The following is a 14,036-nucleotide window of genomic DNA, read 5'->3' on the forward strand; positions in this document are numbered from 1 at the left end:
AGTTCACCCTGCCGTCCGCCACGTTGCGGCGGGCCGGCGGCGAGCATCGCACCGGAAAGGGTGCTGCGCCGTCGCGCTCCCGACTGTATGCGCATACATCGGGTGCGGCAAGGGCGGGGAGCCAGCGGCGCCCGGACCGCTGCAGCACGGCCCGGGCACCGCAGCGGGGTCAGTCGCGCTCGGCGAGGACCCCGGTGTTCTGCGACGTCTTGATCGTTGCGACCACGAACTCGAGCCCGATCCGCACGCCGATGAGGAACAGCACCGGCGGGATCCAACCGAACAGGATCGCGAGCACGCCGAGGATGGCGCCGCCGCCGTCGTTGCGGCCGTAGGGGTCTGCCATGCTGCTCAGCGCACCGGCGCCGAAGCCGCTGATGATCGCTCCGAGGTACCAGAGGATCGCGATGACGATGGCGATGATGAAGATGACCTTGGCGAAGGTCAGCGTCACGTACTTCGAGAACGAGAAGTCGAAGAACGCGCTGAAGAAGCCGTTCCCGCTCCCCCCGCCGCTGCCACCGGCCTGCGGGTAACCGGGGCCGTACCCGGCCGCGGGCTGACCGCCGTATCCGGGCATCGGCTGCCCGGGTGGTGCGTAGCCCGGCCCGCCGGGCTGCTGCCCGGCGTCCCCGTAGCCCGGCTGCTGCCCGGCGTCACCGTAACCCTGCTGCTGCCCGGGGTCGGAGTAGGCCGGCTGCTGCGAGGCACCCCCGTAGGACGGCGTGGCCGCGGGCGGTTGCTGGGACGCGGAGCCGTACGAGGGCGGCTGCTGCGAGGACGACCCGTAGGACGGCGTCCCGGCCGGAGGCGGCTGCTGCTGCCCGTAGGCGGGGTTCGGCTCGTTCTGGCCCGGCGGGGGCGGGGTGTAGGACATGGGGACCTCCAGGAGTGGGAGCGATACCCCACGACCCTAGCCATGCCCACTGACGTTGGACACTCCTGCGCGGCGAACCCCGGCGACCCTCAGCGCTGCGGACGCCAGAGCACCATTGCGTTCGACTGCACCCGGCGCAACCGGGTGCCGAGCGGGACGGCGACGACGTCGCCGGCGGCGTCGGCGGTGAACACCCGGCGGTTCAGGCCAGCTCGATCGCGCAGCCGCGCGTTGTCCACCTCGAGGCGTTCGTTCTCGGCCGCGAGCTCGAGGATGCGCTTGATGCCCGCGAGGTTGATGCCCTCCTCCTGGGAGAGCCGCTGCACCTCGCGCAGCACGTCCACGTCGCGCTGGGAGTAGCGCCGGCCCTGCCCACGGGCGCGCCGGGGTACCACCAGGCCGAGCCGGTCGTACTGGCGCAGCGTCTGGGGGTGCATCCCGGCACGCTCGGCGGCTATCGAGATCAGGAAGATCGGTGCGTCGTAGCCGGCCATCAGGCTCACCCCTTCGCGGCTGCAGCCAGGTGCGCGCGGGGGTCCGTGCCGTCGGAGGCAGCTGCGAAGGCCTCGAGCGCCTCGGCGGCGTCCTTGCTGAGGTTGCGGGGCACGGCCACCTCGACCGTGACGATCAGGTCGCCGTCGCCGTTCTTGCCCGGCACCCCACGACCCTTGGCACGCAACCGGGAACCCGACTGCGTGCCGGCCGGGACCTTGAGCCGCACCTGTTCCCCGGAGAGTGTGGGCACCGCGATCGTGGCGCCGTTGACCGCCTCGGGGAAGGTGATCGGCACGGTGATGGTGAGGTTCTTGCCTTTCATGGCGAACACTGGGTGCGGCTCCACGTGGACGGTGACGATCAGGTCGCCGGCAGGCCCGCCGCTGGGCGAGGGCTGCCCCTTGCCGGCCAACCGGATCTTCTGCCCGTCCCGCACACCGGCGGGAATACGGACGGTCATCGACCGGCTGCGCTCGAGCGTGAGGGAGACGGTCGCGCCCTCGACGGCGGAACGGAAGGGCAACGAGGCCGAGGTGGTGATGTCCCCGCCCTTGGCCGGGGCGCTGCGCTGGAACCCGGCAGACCCGGTGGGCCCGGTACCGGGCATGCCCCCGCCGAACAGGCCGCCGAGGATGTCCTCGAAGCCGCCGCCGGGCATCCCGCCACCGGGCGAGCTGTAGCGCACGCGGGAGCCGCCTCCGGCGCCGGTGAACATGCCGCCGAAGAGATCCTCGAACCCGGCAGCCCCGGCCGCCCCGGCGCCGCCCGGGCCGGAGGCGAACCGGGGCCCGCCTCCGGCCATGGCGCGCAGTCCGTCGTACTGCTTGCGCTGCTCAGGGTCGGAGAGCACCCCGTAGGCCTCGCCGATCTCCTTGAACTTCTGCTCCGCCTGGGCGTCCCCCGGGTTCTGGTCGGGGTGCCAGGTGCGGGCCAGCTTGCGGTAGGCCTTCTTGATCGCGGCGGCGTCGGCGTCCTTGGGTACACCCAGCGTCGCGTAGAAGTCCTTCTCCAGCCAGTCCTGCCCCGTCATGTCGCCACACCTCCTTCGATCCTCGTGCCATCCACCGGTGCCGGCCCTGGGTACCTGCGCGCGGTCACTGCGGGCCGGTCACCGCGACCCGGGCCGGCCGCACCACACGCTCACCCACCCGGTATCCGGGCTGGAGCACCTGGCTGACCGTCTCGGACTCGGCCTCCTCGCTGGTGGAGTGCATGAGCGCCTCGTGCACGTTCGGGTCGAAGTCCTCCCCGGTCGCGCCGAACCGCTCCACCTCGAACCGGGTGGTCAGCGTCGCCTCGAGCTTCTCCACCACGGACGCGAGCGGGCCCTCGAGTCCGCCGTGCTGGCGAGCCGCGTCGACGTCGTCGAGCACCGGGATCAGCGCCTCCACGACCGACTCGACGCCACGCCCCTTCTCCGCCTGCGCCTCCACCCGGGACCGCTTGACGAACTGGTTGAAGCGCTGGTCGAGGTTGTACAGGTCGGCCTTGGCGCGCGCGAGCTGATCCTGCAGATCGGCGGCCTGAGCCTGTGCGGCTGCCACCGGATCGTCGGCGCCCGTCTCGGTGGCGGAGCCGGCGGCGGAGTTCCCGCCCAGGGGCTCGGAGGCTGCGCCGTCGGGGTCCTGCACGGCTGCGGTGGCCGCAGCGTCGGCTGCGGCCACCTCCTCCGGGGTGCGCAGCTCGCCCGTGATCGGGTCCAGCCGGCGCTTGTCGCGCACGACCGGCTGCTCCTCCGGGTTGGGCGTGCCTGACTGGTCAGGTCGCTGGTCGGGCTCGGTCACTTCTTCTCATCCTCGTCCACGATCTCGGCGTCGACGATGTCCTCGTCCTCGGTGGTGTCCTGAGCGGACTCTCCGGCGGGGGTGCCGTCGGCACTCTCGGAGGCGCCGCCCTCGGCGGACTGCTGGGCGTAGAGCGCCTCGCCGATCTTCTGGCTGGACTCACCGAGCTTGGTCTGCGCGGCCTTGATCGCCTCGATGTCCTCACCCTCCAGGGCGGACTTGAGGGCGTCGACATCGGCCCGGACCACCGAGGAGACGTCCTCGGGGAGCTTCTCGGAGTTGTCGTTGAGCAGCTTCTCGGTGGAGTAGGCGAACTGCTCGGCCGAGTTGCGGGTGTCGGCCTCCTCGCGCCGCTTGGCGTCCTCCGCGGCGTGCGCCTCGGCCTCCTGGACCATCCGGTTGATCTCCTCCTCGGAGAGCGCGGAGCCGCCGGTGATCGTCATCGACTGCTCCTGACCGGTGCCACGGTCCTTGGCGTTGACGTGCACGATGCCGTTGGCGTCGATGTCGAAGGTGACCTCGACCTGCGGCATCCCGCGCGGGGCCGGAGCGATCCCGGTGAGCTCGAAGGTACCCAGCGGCTTGTTGTCGCGGGCGAACTCACGCTCACCCTGGAACACCTGGATCAGCACGCTCGGCTGGTTGTCCTCAGCGGTGGAGAACACCTCGGACTTCTTGGTCGGGATGGCAGTGTTGCGCTCGATCAGCTTGGTCATCACGCCACCCTTGGTCTCGATACCGAGGGAGAGCGGGGTGACGTCGATGAGCAGCACGTCCGTGCGCTCACCCTGGAGCACACCGGCCTGCAGCGCGGCACCGACGGCGACGACCTCGTCCGGGTTGACTCCCTTGTTGGGGTCCTTGCCGCCGGTGAGCTCCTTAACGACCTCGGTCACGGCGGGCATCCGGGTGGAGCCACCCACGAGCACGACGTGGTCGATCTCGGAGATGGAGATCCCGGCGTCCTTGATGACGTTGTGGAACGGGGTCTTGGTGCGGTCCAGCAGGTCCGAGGTCATCTGCTCGAACTGCGCGCGGGTAAGGCGCTCGTCGAGGTGGATCGGGCCGTTCTCGCTCATGGACAGGTACTGCAGCGAGATGTTGGTGGAGGTCGCGCTGGAGAGCTCCTTCTTGGCCTGCTCGGCGGCCTCGCGCAGACGCTGCACGGCGATCTTGTCCTTGGAAAGATCGACCCCGTTGTTGTTCTTGACCTGCTTGACCAGCCAGTCGACGACGCGCTGGTCCCAGTCGTCACCACCAAGGCGGTTGTCACCGTTGGTGGCGCGCACCTGGATCGTGGAGAAGTCGTCCTCGTCCTTGCCGACCTCGAGCAGGGAGACGTCGAAGGTTCCGCCACCGAGGTCGAAGACCAGGATGAGCTCGTCCTCCTTGCCCTTCTCCAGCCCGTAGGCCAGGGCGGCGGCGGTGGGCTCGTTGATGATGCGGGAGACGTTCAGTCCTGCGACCTGACCGGCGTCCTTGGTGGCCTGGCGCTCGGCGTCGTTGAAGTAGGCCGGGACGGTGATGACCGCATCGGTGACAGGCTCACCGAGGTAGGACTCGGCGTCCTTCTTCAGCTTGCCGAGGATGCGCGCGGAGATCTCCTGGGCCGAGTAGGACTTGTCGTCGATCTCGGTCTTCCAGTCGGTGCCCATGTGGCGCTTGACGGAGGTGATGGTGCGATCGACGTTGGTGACCGCCTGCCGCTTGGCGACCTCACCGACGAGGACTTCACCGGTCTTGGAGAAGGCCACCACCGACGGCGTCGTACGGGCGCCCTCAGCGTTGGCGATGACGGTGGGCTCGCCACCTTCGAGGACGGTCACCACGGAGTTGGTGGTGCCGAGGTCGATACCGACGGCTCGTGCCATGGTCTGCTGCTCCTTCCGCTCCGGGGATGCCGGAGGCGAGTGGTTGAGTCTTCCGCACTCAAGTGTGCGGCGGACCGATCCGAAGATCAAATCGAGAGCACTGAACTTGAGTCTCTATGGCTCAACTACGTGCGCGGGCAGACTATTCCCGACGGCGTGCGCACCCGCGGTCCACCTCAGCGATCGCGGAGAAGGTCGGCAATCATCCGGTGGCCCTCGAGCTCGAACGTCTCGTCGCCGACCCGATAGGCCCAGCACGCGGTCCCGATCGCGGCGCGTACCTGCTGGCGCCACCAGGCTTCCGGATCGCGAGGATCGGTGCCGTACCCGTCGAAGAAGGCGCGCTCAGCCCCCGGGACCTTCACGAACTCGCGGACCGCCAGGCGCTCCAGGTCCTCCGCGGCCGGGCGCATGGCCGCGCGCCCGAAATCGATCACCCGCAGCACCCCGTCGTCCCACAGCCAGTTCCTCCCCTGCCAATCGCCGTGGGTGGGCACACAGGTCACGGCCACCGGGCCCCATTGGGCGACCATCGCGCGCAATCGCGCGTGCGCCTCCGGGTCGATCCGGTGGGCACCGTCGAGCCATGCCTCGGCCTTGGCATTCATCCGCACCTCGTAGTCGGCATCGGCGAGGCTCGCCTGGCCGTGGAAGTGCCGCAGGAGCTCTCCGGCCTGCGTGTAGACGTCGAGCCGCGCCTCGACCGGCGAGCCCTCGACGAGCTCACCGGGGAGGTAGTCGGTCACCAGCACCTTCGCCGAGTCATCGGCATACAGCAGCCGGGCGGCACGACCCTCGGCCACCCAGGGCCGGGTCCACCGGCAGTGCGCACGGATCTCGCGGACGATGTGGTGGTCGGATGGCCCGCCAGCCTTGATCACCAGGCGACGATCGCCGGACCGCGCCCGCAGGACCGTCGTCGCCACCAACCCCCAGCTCATGTCCGCCTCGATGGTCAAGCCGGGCAACCACCGCTCCAGGCACTCCCGCTGCACCGCCGTCAATCCACTGAGATCCGACCCTTGTCCGTGAGGCACCATTCGATGTTGCCACGCGAGAGTGCTTGACGGTACGCCCTCGTCGTGTCACTGTATTACGTACCTAATACAGCATTACGGAAGAGGCCCCGATGGAGTTCGACACCAGCTCCCCGATCTGGGGCCAGCTCGTGGCCGAGTTCTCGCGACGGATCGTCACCGGCACGTGGCCGGCTGGGAGCCGGATCTCCGGTGTGCGCGAGCTCGCCGGTGACCTCGGCGTGAACCCGAACACCGTGCAACGGGCGCTGGCGGAACTGGAGCGGCGGGACCTGTGCCGGTCCGAACGCACCGCCGGCCGGTTCGTCACCACCGAGGAACACCACATCGACGCCCTGCGCGCCGAGCTCGCACAAGACGCCGCCGACGACTTCGTCCGCCGAACCCGCGGTCTAGGGATGTCCGCGGCCCAGGCTCGGCGCCTGATCGAGGAGAGATGGAATGACCACCACGACCACCCGGCCGGAGCGTGAACCGGCCATGACCGACAACGACACCCTCGTCAGCGTCCGGGAGCTGACCGTGCGCTACGGCGCCCGGACCGCCGTGGACCACCTGGATCTCACCCTGCCCGGCGGACAGATCGTCGGCCTGCTCGGCGAGAACGGCTGCGGCAAGTCGACGCTGCTGAAGACTCTCGCCGGCGTCTACGCCGATCACAGCGGGGAGGTCCGCATCGCCGGTCACCCGCTGGGGCCGCAGACGAAGGCGCTCGTCTCCTATCTACCCGACCGCAGCGCTCTCCCGGAGCGCTACCGGGTGAACTACCTGCTGGACCTGTTCGGAGACTTCTTCACTGACTTCGACCGGGCCAGGGCAGCCGAGCTCATCGCCTCGTTCGGACTCGAGCCCTCCATGCGCCTCAAGGAGATGTCCAAGGGCATGCGGGAGAAGGTGCACGTGGCACTGACGATGGGCCGCCGCGCCCGGGTCTACCTGCTCGACGAGCCGATCTCCGGCGTCGATCCCTCGGCGCGGGAAGGGATCCTCGAGGCGATCCTGCGCACCCTCGAGCCGGACTCGCTCCTCCTCGTGGCCACCCATCTGGTTCACGACCTCGAGACCTCGCTGGACTCGGTGGTGATGATGCGCCGCGGTGGCGTGCTGCTCACCGGTCATGTCGACGATCTCCGGGCCGAGCACGGCGCCAGCCTGGAGCAGATCTTCCGAAAGGTGTACCGCTCATGATCACCCTGCTCAAGCATGAGTTCATCCAGACACGCGGCCTGCTCGGGGTGGCTGCCGGCGCTGCCGCGCTGCTCGCCCTGCTGGGCTCGCTGCTCGCCGCCACCGGCTGGCCGGTGCTGGGTCAGCTCGGGCTCGTGATGGCTCTGATGGCCATCGTCGCGCTCGTCCCCCTCACCCAGATCCTCCTGGCCGTGCGCTACTGGCAGTCGAGCCACGGGCGCGGCGGCTATCTCACCCAGACCCTGCCCGTGCCCGGGCCACAAATCTACTGGGCGAAGATGCTCTGGGCCTGGGCCGCCTCGCTGCTCGGGGCACTCCTGAGCATCGGGTTGGCACTCGCTGCCTCGCCGCTGGTCGCGATCGGGACCGGGGATCAGTTCCGCATCCTGACGACGCTGCAGCAGGGGTGGACGTTGCTCACCGACATGGCCCCGGTGTGGGGCGTGGTGGCCGCCGTCGCGACCTTCGTGGCGATGATCCTGATCTGGCCGGCGCAGTACTTCTTCGCGGCCACGATCGGTAGTCAGGCCCCGCTGAACCGCTGGGGCGCGGGCGGCCCGGTCCTGGTCTACATCGCCGTCTACCTCGGCGTGCAGATCATCACCTTCGTCTCCTTCGCCGCGGTCCCGCTCGCCGTCGGGGCGCAGGAAGGCCGGCTGGCCATGGTCCCCTTCAACCTCTTCGCCGAGATGGCCTCCGGGCCCTCCCCCGCCGATGTGATGCCGCTCGGCTTCATCCCGGGGCTGCTGGTGGCGACCCTGATCTGCATCATGTGGAGCGTGCACTCGTGGAAGCGGCGGGTGTCGCTGGTGTGAAGAAGGTCGAGCCGAACCGGACTTCGCGCGCCCCGCCACTCGCTGGCGGTATCACTTCTGATACCATCGCTCTATGGCTATGACCCTGCGTCTCTCCGAGGCCGAGACCGAGGCGCTGCGGCGGCGGGCAGCCCACGAGTCGCGTTCGATGCAGGACGTAGCTCGGCAGGCGCTGCGCGAGTACGTGGAGAACCACAGCCGTGCCGATCTACTCGACCGCGTCCTCGACGAGGAGCTACCGCGATATGCCGAGGCGCTGGAGCGGCTCGGTCAGTGATCTTCCTGACCGTTCCCGAGCTCCTTCATGTCGCCGAGCGGGCGCTGGGGGCTGCGGCGCCGGTCCGTGATCTCGGGATGGTGCAGGCGGCCGCGGCGAGGCCGCAGGCCACCGCTTTCGGCGAGGACGCCTACCCCTCGCTCGAGGAGAAGGCCGCAGCACTGCTGCACTCGCTCGCACGCAATCGCGCCCTCATCGACGGCAACAAGCGGCTGGCACTGGCGGGGACCCTCGCCTTCCTCGGCGTCAACGGGCGGCGGCTGACGCTGACACATGACGAGGCCTACGAATTCGTCATGCGGATCTCGGCCGGCGACCTGGAGGAGATCGCCGATATCGCCGAGCGAATTAGCTCGGGCAGCGGCCCGCGGTGACCCCTTCCTAGCGATCACCGCCTGCGCTCTTGACCAGGTGCGCGTGCGCGTACTCGCACACCAGCGCGTGCCGGTAGACCAGCTGCGGGACGTCGACGTTGGTGTCCATCCACAGGCTCAACCCACCCATCTTCCAGTGGCGGTAGGTGTCGTCCTTGGTGAGCACCGCCAGGATCTCCAGGAACGAGTCGTCGAAGCGGAGCGAGTGGATCGCCCGCCGGAACTCCTCCAGGCTCAGGGCGATGCAGAACGGGATGTTCATCAGGCACAGGGCGGTCTGGATGTCCAGGCGCAGCAGCCGCGGGTGCCGGCGCTCCGGGTCCAGCGGCGGAACGTCCAGCTCGGAGAAGTCCAACCGCTCCGGAGCCTCCACCTGCACCCCTTCCAGCGCGATGAGCACGTCGTAGACGTTGATGTCGTGCTCGACCACCGCGTTCTCGCCCAGGCCGGCCAACGTCGTCGGGCGCAGCGTCACGGGCTCGATGTCGGCCGGGGTGTTGCGGATGATGAAGTTCACCAGGTTCGTCTCGACGACGAAGTGGCGGATCAGGAGCTCCACGGCGTCGGGGGCGACGAACCGGCGCAGGAACCACAGGCACAGCGCGTCCATCGTCTTCAGCGACATCCAGCGCATCGGCAGCACCCGCTTGATCAGCGAGATCGCGGTGACCAGGATCCGGGAGAAGAAGCGGGCGTACGGGAACAGCCAGCGGCGGGAGAGCCGGCGCTGGTCGTTGATGATCATCCGTACCAGGGAGCGCTCGAGCGGGATCGAGGGGTCGGCGTGGATCGCCTCCCACATGCTGGGGTCGGACTTGACGAACTCCGGCGACATCTCAGACCTGGTCCAGCTCGGTCAGCTGCATGACGTAGAGCCGGGCCACCACCCGAGCGCAGGAGACGATCTCGTCGGCCGCGGCGGCGTCGATCCGGTCCGAGCTCAGAATCGCGTCGAGGGTGCCGGTGTGCTCGGCGTCGGCCTCCTGGTGGTAGGTCATGAAGTGCACCTGGTTGTCCGCCAGACCGAGCACGTCCTGGAACCGTCGTGCCCAGCCGGCGGCCTTCTGCGCGCCGAGGCCTTCGATGATGAACATCGCCCCGAGGCACCCGACGGGGTTGGGCCGGCTCGCCTGGTGGAACATGTAGCCCGAGAGCGCCTGGGAGCCGATGTTCTTGCGACCGGCGCGCAGCTGCTCGAGCGAGCCGCCGACGGCGACGTAGTCCCGCTCGAGCAACAGGTGGTCGCGGTGCTCCTCCAGTGCGTGGGAGATCGCGGCCGAGCGCAGGTCGAAGTGGTCCATGTCGAAGTTCGAGGCCGCCCGCGCGATCCACAGCGAGCCGTCGACCACCTGCTGGCGGAGGTTGTGCAGCAGGGCCTGGTAGTCGGCCACGGTCACCCCACCCTCGGCGAGCGCTCGCAGGATCGGCACCTGGGCCAGGCGCTCCTCGAACTCGGTCCAGACGTCGGCCAGCCGGGCAGCCAGGGTGTCGGTGCTCGGCTCCGGGGGGCGGTACCCCTCGACGGTGGTGCTCATCCGGTGCTCCTTCGTGGTTCGACGACGGTCAGGTGGACGAACCCGAACGAGAACCGTCCGGACTCGGGAACGGCGAGCAGGATGGTCTCCCCCAGTGCGAAGCGGCCGGTACGCCACGCCTCCTCGAGGGCGATGAAGATGCTCGCGGCGCCGGTGTTGCCGCAGGTCTCGAGGTTGGAGAACCAGCGGCTCTGGTCCAGCCCCGGCACGCGCGCGCTCAGGGCGTCGAAGACCAGGTCGCGGAAGACATTGGTGCTGTAGTGGCAGAGCACGTGGTCGAGCTTGCGCAGGTCGACCAGGCCCCGATCCACCAGCTCCTCGAACTGGGCGAGGCCGGCCGCTGCGAGCTGATCGAGGACCTTGGTCTCCTGCCGGATCTGCAGCAGGCCGGCCTTCTCGGCGGAGGCGACGTCGGCGTAGTCCTGCCAGGTGTTGCCCGCGATCGCGGTCGGGCCCTCCAGCCCGGCCCGCATGCAGACCTCGTGCTCGTGCGCGAGGGAGACCTGCCGCACCCAGTCCACCCGCAACGAGGGCCGGTCCGGGCGGGGCTGGAACTCTACGATCGCCGCGCCGGCGCCGTCGGAGAGCATCCACCGCAGGAAGTGAGCGTCAAGGTGGTCGGTGACACCGTCGAACCGCCGCTGGTGCAGCCAGCGGCTGGCCAGCTCCGAGCCCACGACGGCGGCCCGTGGGTGGTCCCCGAGCCTGACCTTGCTCACGGCCGCGTCGAGCGCGGCGATGCTGGAAGCGCACACGCCGGACGCCGTCAGGACCTGCATGGGGCCACCGCCGAGGCGACCGTGAACCATCGAGGCGAAGCCGGGGACCAACAGGTCGCCCTGGGTGGTGGCGCAGGCCAGCATGCCCAGGTCGGCGGCCGAGATCCCGCGGTCCGCGAGCGCACCCCGGATCGCATGCGCGGCGAGCTCCTCGTTCAGCTCGGTGGTGCGACCCTCGGTGTCCATCGCGTAGTAGCGCTGCCGGATGCCGTTGGCCTGCTGGATGCGCGCGCGGATGCGGTCGGTGCGCGCGTCGAGTCCCCCGAGGCGGCTGGCGACCTGGTCGTTGGAGACCGGCTCGCCCGGCAGGTACCGTCCGAGCCCGGTGAGGTAGGCAGTCGCTGGCATGGGCTCATTCAGCCACAGCCGGGCCCGTCTGCGCTACGCACGATCGTGGGGTTGTGGATGACGCCGGCACCGGGTCTCACGCGCACCGGCCTCACACCGCGCCCTCGGCGAGCAGCCCGTCGAGCTTCTCGTAGCCCTCGTTGATGCCGACCTCCATACCGCTGGCGAGCATCCCCTGCTGGGCCGCCATCGATTCCACGATGGACTTCGCCACCGTCCGGCACCGGCCGCCCTCGAGCGCCTCGAAGGTCATGATCTCCAGCGCCACGGCCTCCCGCATCTCCTCGAAGCCGAAGGTCTGCACGATCTTCTCACCCGGGATCGCGTCGTGGAAGCAGCCGAAGAAGTGGGCCACCACCTGCCCGTCCTGCAGGGCGTGGTACCGGTAGCTGCCACCGGTGCGGCAGTCCCAGGTCACGATGTCCATCTCGATCGAGCGCGGGCCCAGCCAGCGCTTGACCAGCTCGGGCTCGGCCCAGGCGCGGTAGACCCGCTCCGGCGGGGCGTCGAACTCGCGGGTGATGGTGATGACCGGGATGTCCGGGTCGGCCTCGATCGTGGCTTCCTTGCTCATGATGCTGCTCCTTCGTTGTTCTCGGGGCTGCTGGTCGCGGCACCCTCGTCTTCCTCCGCCATCTCCGCCAGCACGACATCGAGCCGGGAGAACCGCTCCTCGGCCTCGCGCCGGTACCGCTCGATCCACGCCGTCATGAGGCTGAGCACCTCTGCCTCCAGGTGCACCGGCCGCTTCTGAGCATCGCGCCGCCGGCTCACGAGCCCGGCGTCCTGAAGCACGCGGATGTGCTTGGACACCGCCTGCAGGCTCATGTCGTACGGCTCGGCCAGATCGCCGACCGTGGCATCACCCTGGGCGAGCCTCGCCACCAGGTCACGACGCGTCCGGTCGGCAAGTGCCTGGAACACCCGGGAGAGCTGGTCAGCCATACCTGGATCGACTCCTCAACTGATTGGTTGATGACTGGGAACGTAGCGCCTCGCGACCCCCCTGGTCAACCGTCTGGTTGACAACCGTCCAGCACCTGTCGTCCCACCTGCTGAACAACCGTTGAGCACTCCCGCGAGGGTGCGCCATCATCACGCGAGCGGCGAGTGCACGCCGACCCATCTGAGGAGCCGGCATGTCGACCGCCACACCTTCCCGCGCCACGCGCATCGTCCTGGCGGCAGCAGCGCTGCTGCTCGCCACCGTCGCCGGCGTGGTCAGCGCCCCACCCGCATCGGCCGCCATCGCGGACGGCCCCTGGTCCGGCACCGGGGCCCAGGGCACGTTCACGGTCAGCGACCCGCAGGGCACCTGGGCCCAGCCCCAGCTGTCCTACGCGATCAACCCGGCCGGCCAGCAGCGTTCGTGGACTCTCGAATCCGTCGCGACCGACTCGGGCACGCTCACCGTGGACTACGCCTGGGCGGGCTTTCACTCCTGGTACGCAGTCACCGCGCGCCTGACCGCGTTCGTCTATCCCGCTGACGGCGGGCCCACCGAGACCGCACTGGTCGACGTAGGCCCCACCAACTGCTGCAGCGCGCCCTCCGGCGGATTCACCTACACCGGTAGCACCACCTTCGAACTCGCCGCGGGTGACACCTTCGGGCTGCGGATGAGCGGCTCCAACGGCGACTCGGACAACCGCCTGCAGGGGACGCTGACTCTCCAAGTGCCTGTCGCGCCGCAGTCCATCAGCATCGCCGACATCGAGGACACGCGCATCGACGCCGACCCGGTCGCCGTCGATGCCAGCGCCACCTCGGGACTCCCGGTGGCCCTGGCGACCCTGACCCCCGAGACCTGCACCGTCGAGGGCGGGACGGTCGGCCTGCTCGAGATCGGCACCTGCACGATCGAGGGCACTCAAGCGGGTGACACGACGTGGTTGCCGGCGCAGCCGGTGACCACCTCGTTCGAGGTCCTTCCGATACCTCTCGAGCAGAGCCTGGCCCTGACCCCGCTGCCCGACACCCAGCTCGACGCCGGCCCGCTGACCGTCGAGGCCACCAGCACCTCCGAGCTGCCCATCACGCTCACCACCCTCACCCCCGAGACCTGCACCCTCGACGGCGACCAGGCCACCCTGCTGACCACCGGCACCTGCACCATCGAAGCCACTCAGGACGGCGACCGCTTCTGGGCGCCCGCCGAGCCGGTCACCACCTCCTTCGAGGTCCTCGCCCTCGCGCAGACCCTCACCCTGACCCCGCTGCCCGACACCCAGCTCGACGCCGGCCCAGTGACGATCGAGGCCACCAGCACCTCCGAGCTCCCCGTCACCCTCACCACCCTCACCCCCGAGACCTGCACCCTCGACGGCGACCAGGCCACCCTGCTGACCACCGGCACCTGCACCATCGAAGCCACTCAGGACGGGTCGGCCACCTACCTGCCCGCCGAGCCGGTCAGCATCGGTTTCGAGGTCCTCCCGGTGCCCACCGAGGAGCCGACGGCGCCCGAACCGGCCACCGAACCGGCCACCGACCCGGCACCCGAGGCCACGCCCGCCGGCCCCCCGCCGACGCTCGAGGAGGAGGCGCTGGCACAGACGGGCCCGGCCACGGGTGCGCTGACGGCGTCCGCGGCCGCACTCGCACTGGTCGGGCTCGCGGTGCTCGCCCTGCGTCGCCGGGCGTTGCTGAGCTGAGA

Annotated in this window: 17 protein-coding genes; 6 read left to right on the forward strand and 11 right to left on the reverse strand. The window is 69.6% G+C overall.

Going from position 1 to position 14,036, the window contains the following annotated elements:
- Window positions 1-169: 169 nt before the first annotated feature.
- From LQF12_RS14710 to LQF12_RS14735, 6 genes are all read right to left on the reverse strand, one after another.
- Entirely contained in the window at window positions 170-877 is a 708-nt protein-coding gene (locus tag LQF12_RS14710) for a DUF4282 domain-containing protein (RefSeq protein ID WP_231053650.1), read from the reverse strand.
- A gap of 89 nt (window positions 878-966) precedes the next feature.
- On the reverse strand, window positions 967-1,371 hold the full coding sequence (locus tag LQF12_RS14715; RefSeq protein ID WP_231053651.1) for a heat shock protein transcriptional repressor HspR: 405 nt from the start codon (window positions 1,369-1,371) through the stop codon (window positions 967-969).
- 5 nt (window positions 1,372-1,376) lie between these two features.
- Window positions 1,377-2,402, reverse strand: coding sequence for a DnaJ C-terminal domain-containing protein (locus LQF12_RS14720; RefSeq protein WP_231053652.1), 1,026 nt, complete (start codon window positions 2,400-2,402; stop codon window positions 1,377-1,379).
- Window positions 2,403-2,466: 64 nt separating this feature from the next.
- The gene (locus tag LQF12_RS14725; protein ID WP_231053653.1) at window positions 2,467-3,156 is read right to left on the reverse strand and encodes a nucleotide exchange factor GrpE; all 690 of its coding nucleotides are present in this window, start codon (window positions 3,154-3,156) and stop codon (window positions 2,467-2,469) included.
- On the reverse strand, window positions 3,153-5,027 hold the full coding sequence (gene dnaK / locus LQF12_RS14730) for a molecular chaperone DnaK (protein WP_231053654.1): 1,875 nt from the start codon (window positions 5,025-5,027) through the stop codon (window positions 3,153-3,155). The genes LQF12_RS14725 and dnaK overlap by 4 nt, the downstream gene beginning before the upstream one ends.
- Before the next feature lie 176 nt (window positions 5,028-5,203).
- Window positions 5,204-6,022: a phosphotransferase gene (locus LQF12_RS14735; protein ID WP_231055624.1), complete on the reverse strand. Its 819-nt coding sequence runs from the start codon at window positions 6,020-6,022 to the stop codon at window positions 5,204-5,206.
- A gap of 134 nt (window positions 6,023-6,156) precedes the next feature.
- Between LQF12_RS14735 and LQF12_RS14740 the strand changes: the two genes are divergently transcribed.
- The 5 genes from LQF12_RS14740 to LQF12_RS14760 all read left to right on the forward strand — a co-directional run bounded on the left by LQF12_RS14740 (window position 6,157) and on the right by LQF12_RS14760 (window position 8,718).
- Complete coding sequence (locus LQF12_RS14740) at window positions 6,157-6,537, forward strand: GntR family transcriptional regulator (RefSeq protein ID WP_231053655.1); 381 nt, start codon at window positions 6,157-6,159, stop codon at window positions 6,535-6,537.
- Window positions 6,506-7,252, forward strand: coding sequence for an ABC transporter ATP-binding protein (locus LQF12_RS14745; protein WP_231053656.1), 747 nt, complete (start codon window positions 6,506-6,508; stop codon window positions 7,250-7,252). Before LQF12_RS14740 ends, LQF12_RS14745 begins: the two co-directional genes overlap by 32 nt.
- On the forward strand, window positions 7,249-8,067 hold the full coding sequence (locus LQF12_RS14750) for a hypothetical protein (RefSeq protein WP_231053657.1): 819 nt from the start codon (window positions 7,249-7,251) through the stop codon (window positions 8,065-8,067). Before LQF12_RS14745 ends, LQF12_RS14750 begins: the two co-directional genes overlap by 4 nt.
- 73 nt (window positions 8,068-8,140) lie before the next feature.
- Window positions 8,141-8,344, forward strand: a complete 204-nt coding sequence (locus tag LQF12_RS14755; protein WP_231053658.1) for a hypothetical protein — start codon at window positions 8,141-8,143, stop codon at window positions 8,342-8,344.
- Window positions 8,341-8,718 (forward strand): type II toxin-antitoxin system death-on-curing family toxin, encoded by a 378-nt coding sequence (locus LQF12_RS14760; RefSeq protein WP_231053659.1) that lies wholly within the window; start codon window positions 8,341-8,343, stop codon window positions 8,716-8,718. Before LQF12_RS14755 ends, LQF12_RS14760 begins: the two co-directional genes overlap by 4 nt.
- A gap of 7 nt (window positions 8,719-8,725) precedes the next feature.
- On the opposite strand, the gene LQF12_RS14765 is transcribed toward LQF12_RS14760, so the two are convergent.
- The 5 genes from LQF12_RS14765 to LQF12_RS14785 form a co-directional block, all read right to left on the reverse strand.
- Window positions 8,726-9,553, reverse strand: a complete 828-nt coding sequence (locus LQF12_RS14765) for a DUF6999 family protein (RefSeq protein WP_231053660.1) — start codon at window positions 9,551-9,553, stop codon at window positions 8,726-8,728.
- Between the two features lies 1 nt (window position 9,554).
- Complete coding sequence (locus LQF12_RS14770; protein ID WP_231053661.1) at window positions 9,555-10,253, reverse strand: iron-containing redox enzyme family protein; 699 nt, start codon at window positions 10,251-10,253, stop codon at window positions 9,555-9,557.
- A complete protein-coding gene (locus LQF12_RS14775; protein WP_231053662.1) occupies window positions 10,250-11,380 on the reverse strand; it encodes a 3-oxoacyl-[acyl-carrier-protein] synthase III C-terminal domain-containing protein in 1,131 nt (376 codons plus the stop codon). The genes LQF12_RS14770 and LQF12_RS14775 overlap by 4 nt, the downstream gene beginning before the upstream one ends.
- A 91-nt stretch (window positions 11,381-11,471) precedes the next feature.
- Complete coding sequence (locus LQF12_RS14780) at window positions 11,472-11,954, reverse strand: SRPBCC family protein (protein ID WP_231053663.1); 483 nt, start codon at window positions 11,952-11,954, stop codon at window positions 11,472-11,474.
- Window positions 11,951-12,325: an ArsR/SmtB family transcription factor gene (locus LQF12_RS14785; RefSeq protein ID WP_231053664.1), complete on the reverse strand. Its 375-nt coding sequence runs from the start codon at window positions 12,323-12,325 to the stop codon at window positions 11,951-11,953. Before LQF12_RS14785 ends, LQF12_RS14780 begins: the two co-directional genes overlap by 4 nt.
- A gap of 194 nt (window positions 12,326-12,519) precedes the next feature.
- Here LQF12_RS14785 and LQF12_RS14790 point away from each other — a divergent pair, with 194 nt between their 5' ends.
- Window positions 12,520-14,034 (forward strand): hypothetical protein, encoded by a 1,515-nt coding sequence (locus tag LQF12_RS14790; RefSeq protein ID WP_231053665.1) that lies wholly within the window; start codon window positions 12,520-12,522, stop codon window positions 14,032-14,034.
- Window positions 14,035-14,036 lie beyond the last annotated feature (2 nt).

Origin of the sequence: Ruania suaedae (assembly GCF_021049265.1) — a bacterium.
Classification (GTDB): Bacteria; Actinomycetota; Actinomycetes; order Actinomycetales; family Beutenbergiaceae; genus Ruania; species Ruania suaedae.

Excerpts from the sequence above, each read along its gene's own strand:
- LQF12_RS14710 (WP_231053650.1), bottom strand. The coding sequence starts at position 877 with ATGTCCTACACCCCGCCCCCGCCGGGCCAGAACGAGCCGAACCCCGCC.
- LQF12_RS14715 (WP_231053651.1), bottom strand. The coding sequence starts at position 1,371 with ATGGCCGGCTACGACGCACCGATCTTCCTGATCTCGATAGCCGCCGAG.
- LQF12_RS14720 (WP_231053652.1), bottom strand. The coding sequence starts at position 2,402 with ATGACGGGGCAGGACTGGCTGGAGAAGGACTTCTACGCGACGCTGGGT.
- dnaK (WP_231053654.1), bottom strand. The coding sequence starts at position 5,027 with ATGGCACGAGCCGTCGGTATCGACCTCGGCACCACCAACTCCGTGGTG.
- LQF12_RS14740 (WP_231053655.1), top strand. The coding sequence starts at position 6,157 with ATGGAGTTCGACACCAGCTCCCCGATCTGGGGCCAGCTCGTGGCCGAG.
- LQF12_RS14745 (WP_231053656.1), top strand. The coding sequence starts at position 6,506 with ATGACCACCACGACCACCCGGCCGGAGCGTGAACCGGCCATGACCGAC.
- LQF12_RS14750 (WP_231053657.1), top strand. The coding sequence starts at position 7,249 with ATGATCACCCTGCTCAAGCATGAGTTCATCCAGACACGCGGCCTGCTC.
- LQF12_RS14755 (WP_231053658.1), top strand. The coding sequence starts at position 8,141 with ATGGCTATGACCCTGCGTCTCTCCGAGGCCGAGACCGAGGCGCTGCGG.
- LQF12_RS14765 (WP_231053660.1), bottom strand. The coding sequence starts at position 9,553 with ATGTCGCCGGAGTTCGTCAAGTCCGACCCCAGCATGTGGGAGGCGATC.
- LQF12_RS14770 (WP_231053661.1), bottom strand. The coding sequence starts at position 10,253 with ATGAGCACCACCGTCGAGGGGTACCGCCCCCCGGAGCCGAGCACCGAC.
- LQF12_RS14775 (WP_231053662.1), bottom strand. The coding sequence starts at position 11,380 with ATGCCAGCGACTGCCTACCTCACCGGGCTCGGACGGTACCTGCCGGGC.
- LQF12_RS14780 (WP_231053663.1), bottom strand. The coding sequence starts at position 11,954 with ATGAGCAAGGAAGCCACGATCGAGGCCGACCCGGACATCCCGGTCATC.
- LQF12_RS14785 (WP_231053664.1), bottom strand. The coding sequence starts at position 12,325 with ATGGCTGACCAGCTCTCCCGGGTGTTCCAGGCACTTGCCGACCGGACG.
- LQF12_RS14790 (WP_231053665.1), top strand. The coding sequence starts at position 12,520 with ATGTCGACCGCCACACCTTCCCGCGCCACGCGCATCGTCCTGGCGGCA.